The organism is Pseudoduganella sp. GW821-FHT12E03 (assembly GCF_058807115.1).
In genome coordinates this window covers 41,615-50,290 of record NZ_JBXAQJ010000021.1, presented here as the reverse complement: position 1 = coordinate 50,290, position 8,676 = coordinate 41,615, and the positions used below count along the sequence as shown (strand labels likewise).

General features: G+C 67.2%; 2 protein-coding genes. Both read right to left on the bottom strand.

The features are described 5' to 3' along the window. A partial coding sequence (locus tag AC1RRC_RS32345; RefSeq protein WP_493059981.1) for a condensation domain-containing protein occupies nucleotides 1-1,736 on the bottom strand: 1,736 nt, incomplete at its 3' end. Nucleotides 1,737-1,841: 105 nt separating this feature from the next. Continuing rightward, nucleotides 1,842-8,675 carry an amino acid adenylation domain-containing protein gene (locus AC1RRC_RS32340; protein ID WP_493059980.1) on the bottom strand — a complete coding sequence of 2,278 codons (6,834 nt, stop codon included), beginning with the start codon at nucleotides 8,673-8,675 and terminating at the stop codon, nucleotides 1,842-1,844. Between the last annotated feature and the right edge of the window lies 1 nt (nucleotide 8,676).

Sequence of the window (8,676 nt, the reverse complement as noted above, 5' to 3'; positions counted from 1 at the left end):
AGCACGCCCAGCAGGCCCACCACCATCTCCAGCGAGCGCTCGGCGCAAATCCCCACCAGCACGTCCGGCCCCACGCCCAGCTCGCGCAGGCGGTGCGCCAGCCGGTTGGCGCGCGTGTTGAGCGCCTCGTACGTCAACTCGCTTCCCTCATACACCAGCGCCACCTGGCCTCCCGCGCGCGCCACCTGCGCCTCGAACAGGCCGTGCAGGCAATGGCCCTGCGGGTATGCCCTGTCCGTGGCGTTCCAGCCATGCAGCACCTGTTCCCGCTCCGCCGCCGGCAGCATCTCCAGCGCGCCGACCGGACGCTCCGGATCGGCCACGATTTCTTCCAGCAGCCGCTTGAAATGCACGCTCATGCGCTCGATCGTCGCGGCGTCGAACAGGTCAGTGCAGTATTCGAAAGCCGCTTCCAGCCGTCCCGATTCCTCGATCAGCGTGAGCATCAGGTCGAACTTGGCGGTCGCGTTGTCGGTCGCCATGGGCCGCATGCTCAGGCCCGGCACTTCCAGCGCGCCCTGGGACATGTTTTGCAGCACCAGCATCACCTGGAACAGTGGCGCATGGCCGACATGGCGCTCCAGCTTCAGGTTTTCGACCAGCTGCTCAAAAGGCACGTCCTGGTGGGCATAGGCCAGCAGCGCCGTGGCGCGCACCTGTTCCAGCAATGCCCGGAACGACGCGCCGAGGTCGACGTCGCTGCGCAGCACCAGCGTATTGACGAAGCAGCCGATCAGCGGCTCGAGTTCCGGGCGGTTGCGGTTGGCCACCGGCGTGCCGATGCAAATGTCGCGTTGGCCGCTGTAACGCGCCAGCAAGACATAAAACGCCGACGCCAGCACCATGAACAGTGTCGCGGAAGCCTGCCGGCCCAGCGTGGTCAAGCCGGCCAGCGTGGCGCCAGGCACCTCGAACCGCAGCGTGGCGCCACAGTGGCTTTGCACCCTGGGACGGGGACGGTCGGCCGGCAGTGCCAGGACCGCCGGCGCGTCTGCCAATTGCCGGGTCCAGTAAGCCAGTTGCCGGTCCAGCACGTCACCCGACAGCCATTGCCGCTGCCAGTGCGCATAATCGGCATACTGGATCGGCAATGGCGGCAATGGCGGCAATGGCGACGGCGCGCCGCGCACATGCGCGTCATAGAGCGCGGCGACTTCGTTGAACAGCACACCTGCGGACCAGCCGTCGGACACCACGTGGTGCAGCGTGAACAGGACAATGTGCTCGTCGTCGGCCAGGCACACCAGGTTGGCGCGCACCAGCGGGCCGGCGGCCAGGTCGAACGGGGCCGCCGCGGCGCTTTGCGCCAGCTGCGCGGCCCGTGCCTCGCGCCCGGATTCGGGCCAGTTGCGCAGGTCGGTCACCGGCAGCTCCAGTTCCAGCCTGGCGGCCACCACCTGTACCGGCGTGTCGCCGGCCATGGCAAAGGTGGTGCGCAGCACTTCGTGCCGCGCAATCACGTCGTTCAGGGCGCGCCCAAGCGCACCGGCATCGAGCTGCCCGGTGAGGCGCATCGCCAGGGCGATGTTGTAAACCGCCGATCCGCCATCGAGCCGGTCCAGCAGCCACAACCTCTGCTGTGCAAAGGACATGTCCAGCCGGGGCATGTCGCGCGGCCGCTTCGTGATCGGCAACGAAGAAAAATCAATCCCCTTCCTGGCCAACAGTTGCCTGGCAAGCTCCTGTTCCTTGAACGATAGACGGCTGTAGAAATTGACGAATTCTTCTGGTTTCATAACTCTGCGAATAAAAGAGGGGGGCGGGAAAGCTCTGCCGAGCTTTCCCGAGCGGTAGTTCTGCGGCGGCGTATTGCACCGGCCGCAGGTTTGTTGCGGGTCAGTTCATGGCTGGTCCTGGCCGGCCGCCCCGATCAGGGACGCCAGTTCGCTTTGCACTTCCGACAGCAGGCTTTCCATTTCACTGTCCTGCTGCGCCGTGGCGGCAAGCAGGCCATCGATGACTTTCCCGAGTTGCGCCACCGTCGGCGACTCGAACAGGATGCGCAACGCCACTTCGACCCCGAACGCATTGCGGATGCGCGACAGCAGCAGCAGCGCGCGCAGCGAATGCCCGCCCAGCATGAAGAAATCGTCATGCACGCCGACATTGCTGCGCTTGAGGACGTCCTCGTACAGGCCGATGAGGGTATTTTCCGTCGCATTTGCCGGCGCGACATAGGCCGCGCCGGACATGCCGCCCGCCGGCAGCTCGCGCTGGCTCAGCGCCTTGCGGTCCACCTTGCCGCTGCCCGTCATCGGCAGCGACTCGAGTTCGGTAAAGCTGTGCGGTATCGAGGTGGCCGACATGCGTTCGGCCAGGAAGCCGCGCAACGGCACCGCCAGTTCCCCGCTCGTGACGACGTAGGCGTGCAGGGTTGTGGCGCCGTCATTCGAGGTGTGCGGCACGACGGCCGCTTCCACCACCTGCGGATGACTGAGCAGGGCATTTTCAATCTCGCCGATTTCGATGCGCACCCCGTTGACCTTGACCTGGTTGTCGCGGCGGCCCAGGAAACGCAAGCTGCCGTCCGGCAGGAACAGGCCCATGTCGCCGGTGCGGTAGACCCGCTCGGCAGTGCCAGGACGCAGCGGGTTCGGCATGAACACCGCCGCCGTCAGCGCCGGGCTGCGGTAGTAGCCAAGGCTGAAGAATGGCGAACGAATGAAGATTTCCCCCGGCGTGCCCGCCGGGCACGGCTGACCGGCGGCATCGAGCACGATCACCAGGGTATCGGCGATGGGCTTGCCGACCGGCATGAAGCCGCGCGCGATATCGGCATCGGTGATCCGGTGATGGCAGCGGATCATGGTGGTTTCCGAGGCACCATAGAAATTCACCAGGTCGATGCGCGGCCCGAAGCAGTCGCGCCACGCCTGCACCGTCGCCGGCAGCACCACTTCGCCGGACAGGCAGATACGCTGCAGCGCCGGCAGGCGCGCGCCCTGCGCCGATGCCGGTTCCTGCCGCAGGTAGGCCAGCATGTTGCGCACTACCGACGGTACGCAGTGCACCAGCGTCACGCCGGCCTGTTCCAGCCATTGCAGCAGCTGGTCGGGCGCGATGCGGTGCGCCGGCGGCAGGCACAACGTTCCGCCCGCGCACAGCGGAACGAACAGGTCGCGCAGGAAGGCGTCAAAGGTCGGCGCGGTCAACTGGCTGACACGGCACGTGGCATCCAGCTGGAAGGCGTCGATCTCCCAGGCGATGAAGTGCGCCAGGCTCTGCACCTGTCCCAGGATGGGCTTGGGCTTGCCGGTTGAACCCGACGTGAAGAAGATGTAGCACGGATCCTGCGGCGCGATCGGCACGTCGATGGCGTCCGCACACTGGCCCAGCACGGCAAATCCGGGCGGCGGCGCGGCGTCCCCGATCCAAATGCCGCGCGGCGGTTCGGCCAGTTGGTGCGCGATGCCGGCAATGGCATCGGCCGCAGACGCTTCCACGATCCACCAGCCTGGCGCCGCCGCTTCGGCCAGCACCTGCAGCCGGGCCGCCGGGTCGGCGGCGTCGAACGTGACGAACACCCCGCCCGCCTTCATCGTGCCGATGACGGCCGCAACGTGGGCCAGCGGATCGTCGAGCAGCAGACCGACAACCTCGCCGCGCGCCATGCCCAGGTCGTGCAGCTGGCGCGCCACGCGGTTGCTCTCGGCGGCCAGGCGCGCATACGACCATTGCCGCCCCTGCCATTCGAGCGCCACCGCATCGGGCGTGGCGCAGCTCACCTGGTGCAGCCGCGCCAGGACCGGCACCGGCGCGGCGGGCGCCGGCAGCGCGCTGGCAAAGCGCAGGTAAGGTGACTGCAGCGACAGCGCCTGCGGCGTGGCAAACAGGTCGAAGGCGGCGACGCCGGTCTGCGGCGCCAGCACGGCCTGTGCAATCAGCGCCTGCCACTGCCGCATCAGGTATTCGATGGTTTCCGGCTTGAACAGGGCGCTGCGGTAATCGCACTGGAGCGCCAGCGCATCGGCGTGCTCCTGGGCGGTCAGCTCCAGTTCGATCTTCATGTCCTGGTCCAGCGGGCAATGCCCCGCCGGCGGCGCGCGGTACGGCGTGTCCTGGTCGCGGAAGCTCAGCACGTTGAACATCACCGGCGTCACGGGGAACTGGTTGGCCGGGCGCGCCAGGTTTAGCTCTTCGATCAATTGCTCGAACGGATAGTGCTGATACTGCAGGGCTTGCAGCGTCATTTCCCTGGTCCGCTCCAGCAGACCGGCGAAACTCTCGTCTGGCTCCACCTGGGTGCGCAGCAGCAGCGTGTTCAGGAAAAAACCGATCAGCGGTTGCAGTTCGGCCGCATCGCGGCCCGCCACCGGCGTGACCATCGCGATGTCGCGCTGCCCGGTCAGGCGCGACAGCAGCACCGACAGCGAAGCTTGCAGGAACATGAACGGCGTGACGCTGCGGGCCCGGCACAGCGACTTCAGCCCGTTCCAGGTCTCCCCGGCAACACTGAAGTGATAGCGGGCGCCCTGGTTCGACGTCGACGGCGTCAGCGCGGCGTCGAACGGCAATTGCAGCCGGGGGATCGTGGCGCCGAGCTGTTCATGCCAGTACTGGCGGCCGGCATCGCCGGATTCCGCGCCCAACAGGGCGTTCTGCCAGGCGGCGAAGTCCTTGTATTGGACCGGCAACGCCGGCAGCCGCGGGGCGCGCCCCTGCAGGTCGGCCCGCAACAGTTCCTGCACTTCATGCTGCAGCACGGCGGTCGAGCTGCCGTCCGCGACCACCTCGTGCATGCATGACAGCAGCAGCCAGCGGCCGTCCCACGTGTGGAGCAGCTCGGCGCGGAACAGCGGCCCGTGTTCGAAATCGAACGGGCGCGCCACAAATTGCCTGATATGGGCCTGCAGCGGCTGGTCCGAGGCCAGCGCGGTTACTTGCAGCGATACCGGCCGCGCCGGTTCGATCACCTGCAGCGGTAAACCGTCGTCGCCTTCCCTGAACACGGTGCGCAGGACTTCGTGCCGCTCGACGATGGCGCTGATCGCGCGCTCGACCGACGCGCGCTCCATGTCCGATGGCAGTTCGAGCAAGGCCAAGCCATGGTGCGCGGTGTTGTGCGGGTCTAGCTTGTGCAACAGCCACATCCGCTGCTGCGCGGCCGAAATGGCATAGGCGGCGGCCGGCGCCACCCGCCCGATGGTGGCCCGCGCGGCTTCGGTGCCAGATTCGCGTCCGGGTTCATTGCCCCGCTGCGCCTGTTCCACCTGCCGCGCCAGTGCCGCGACCGTGGGCGCGTCGAACAGGGCGCGCACCCCGAGATCGATGCCGAACGTCCGGTTCACGTGCGCCAGGACGATGGTGGCGCGCAGCGAATGGCCGCCGACCTCGAAGAAATTGTCTTCCACACCGACCTGGTCGAGCTTGAGGACCGCGCACCAGATGTGCGCCACGGCCTGTTCGACAGGCGTGCGGGGCGCCATGTACGCGCCCGCCGCGCGCTGCACGTCCGGCGCCGGCAATGCCTTGCGGTCCACCTTGCCGTTGCCCGTCAGCGGGAAAGCGTCGAGCAGGCAAAAATGCGCCGGCACCATGTAGTCGGGCAGGTACGCCAATAATGCCTGGCGCAGGCCGGCCGGCGACCAGGGTTCCCGGCCGGCATCCCTGCACAGGAAATCCGCAACCTCGGCGGTGAGGCCCGCATCGGCCGCGCCGCCATGGTTACTTTCGCCATTGGCGCGCTCGGCCACCACGTAGGCGACCAGGGTCGTTTCCCCGCCATGGTCTTGCCGCGTCAGCACCAGCGCCTCGCGGATGCCGGGCAGGCCGGTCAGCGCGGCTTCGATCTCGCCGGTCTCGATCCTGAATCCGCGCAGCTTCACCTGGCTGTCGGCACGCCCCAGGTATTCGATGTCGCCATCCGGCAGGTAGCGCGCCAGGTCGCCCGATTTGTAAAGACGGCTGCCCGGCACACCGGTAAACGGGTCCGGGATAAACCGCTCGGCGGTCAGGCCCGGACGGTTCAGGTAGGCGCGCGCCAAACCCCTGCCCGCCACGTGGATTTCGCCCGCCACCCCGACCGGAACCGGATTCAACCGGGCATCGAGGATATACACGCCCAGGTCGGGAATCGGTGTGCCCACCGAGCGCGGCGCCGGCATCGCGGCCTGCAGGCGCTGGTATGTCACGTGCACGGTGGTTTCAGTGATCCCGTACATGTTGACGAGCGCGGGACGGTCGTAGCCGTGCACCGCGAACCACGGTTCGAGCGCCGCGCGGTTGAGGGCTTCGCCTCCGAAAATCACATGCCGCAGCGACAGTGCACGTGCAGCGTCCTGCTGCAGGGCGGTTTCCATCAATTGCTGGAAGGCCGACGGCGTCTGGTTCAGCACAGTGACTTTTTCGCGCGCCAGCATGGCGTAAAACGCTTGCGGCGAACGCGCCACGTCGAGCGGCACGATGACCAGCCGCCCGCCGTGCAGCAGGGCGCCCCACATTTCCCACACTGAAAAGTCGAAGGCGTAGGAGTGGAACAGGCTCCAGGTATCCTCGGCATCGAAGCCGAACCAGGCGTCGGTCTGCACAAACAGGCGCAGGACATTGTCGTGCTGCAACGCGACGCCCTTGGGCTTGCCGCTGGAACCGGAGGTATAGATGACGTAGGCCAGGTTGGCGGACGCGACGCCGCTGTCGGGATTATCCGTGGACAATGCCTCCCATTCTGCCGCCTGGGTGTCCAGGCAGTACGTGGCCACCGGCGCGGCGCAGGCGCCAAGGTCCGGCAGGCGGTGCGCCAGCGGCTGTTGCGTCAACAGCAGCGCCGGCCGGGCGTCGTCCAGCATGAAGGCAAGGCGGTCCTGCGGATAGCCGGGGTCGAGCGGCAGATAGGCACCGCCCGCCTTGAGGACCGCCAGCAAGGCGACCACCATGTCGACACTCCTGTCGACGAACAGCGCCACCAGGCTTTCCGGACCGACGCCCTGGCCGAGCAGAAAATACGCCAGCCGGTTGGCGCGGGCATTCAGCTCGGCGTAGCTGACCTGTTCATCGCCGCAGGTCAACGCCACGTGGCCGGGGGTCCGGGCGGCCTGCGCTTCGAAGGCGCGGTGGATGGTCCAGGCCAAGGCTGCATCGGCGCCATCGGCGGTGCCGGCGGTGCCGGCAACGCGGGGCCTGCCCAGCGCGACCAGCCGCCCGGTTTCTGCGGCGTCCATCAGCGGCAAATCATGTACCGGGCTGTCGGGCCGGGCCACGATACCGTCCAGCAGACGGGTGAAATGCGCGGCCATGCGCTCGATCGTGGCGCGGTCGAACAGGTCGACGTCATATTCCAGCGCCGCGTCCAATGTCCCGGCCCCTTCCGTGACGGTCAGCGCCAGGTCGAATTTGGCTGAAGTCCCGGCAATCTCGACCGGTTGCAGCCGCAGGCCCGGCAGTTCGAGCGCCCCCATCGGCGTGTTCTGCAGCACGAAGCTGACCTGGAACAGCGGGGCATGGCTGGTGCTGCGCGGTACCTTCAAGGCGTCGATCAACTGCTCGAACGGCAAGTCCTGGTGGGTATAGGCTTCGAACGCCGTGCCGCGCACCTGTCGCAGCACGTCGCTGAAGCTCGGGTTGCCCTCGATCCGGGTGCGCAGCACCAGCGTGTTGGCAAACAGGCCGATCAGCGGCTCCAGGTCGGTACGGTTGCGGTTGGCGATGGCCGTGCCAAGGCAGATATCGTCCTGGCCCGTGTAGCGGGCCAGCAGCACGTTGAAGGCGGCCGCCAGGGTCATGAACAGGGTGGCCTGCGCGCTGCTGCTCAACGCGTACAGTCCCGCGGTCGTCGCGGCGGCAATGGGGAACCGGTGCGTGGCCCCCGCCTGCCTGCGCACGGCGGGGCGCGGACGGTCGGTGGGCAACGCCAGCAAGGTCGGCGCGCCTTCCAGCTTGTTGGTCCAATAGCGCAGCTGCGTGCGCAGCGCCTCTGCATCGAAGCGGGTGCCCTGCCAGCTGGCAAAGTCCGCATACTGGATGGCAAGTTCGGCCAGCGGCGCGCGCTGCGGGTCGGCACGGTACAGCGCCGCCAGCTCCTGCACCAGGATGCCCATGGACCAGCCGTCGGCCACGATATGGTGGATGGTGAACAGCAGCAAGTGTTCCTCGGCGGCCAGCTTGACCAAGCGGGCACGAATCAATGGTCCGGCCTGCAAGTCGAACGGCGTGCGGGACTCATCGAGCGCCAGCCACTGCACCTGGGCCTCCTGCTCGCCATGCGGCGTGTCCGACAGGTCCTTGATAGGAATCGGGAGCGCCAGGGATGGCGCGATGACCTGCATGGGGGTGCCATCGTGCGCGGCAAACGTGGTGCGCAATACTTCATGGCGCCTGACGATCTCGTTCAACGCGGCCATCAGCGCGGCAACATCGAGCTCGCCGCTCAGCCGTACGGCCGAGGCCATGTTGTAGGCGGAACTTCCCGGCTCGAACTGGTCGATGAACCACAGGCGCTGCTGGGCAAACGACAGTGGCAGCGGCCGGTTCCGGTCGGCGCGCTCGATCTCCAGCGCGTGCTCCCACATGCCAAAGACGTTCGAGAGCAGTTCGATGATCTCGTCTTTGTGCTCGCGGATGGTGGCCTGCAGTTCCGGCGTCAACGCGCCTTTGACGCCCTGGCTGCGCAGCTTGCCATCCTGCACGGTGAGCGTCACGCCCAAGTCTTTAAGTGCTACAAGGAATTTTTCCAGGTTCATA

Coding starts and splice junctions, on each gene's coding strand:
- AC1RRC_RS32340 (WP_493059980.1), bottom strand. CDS start 8,675: ATGAACCTGGAAAAATTCCTTGTAGCACTTAAAGACTTGGGCGTGACG.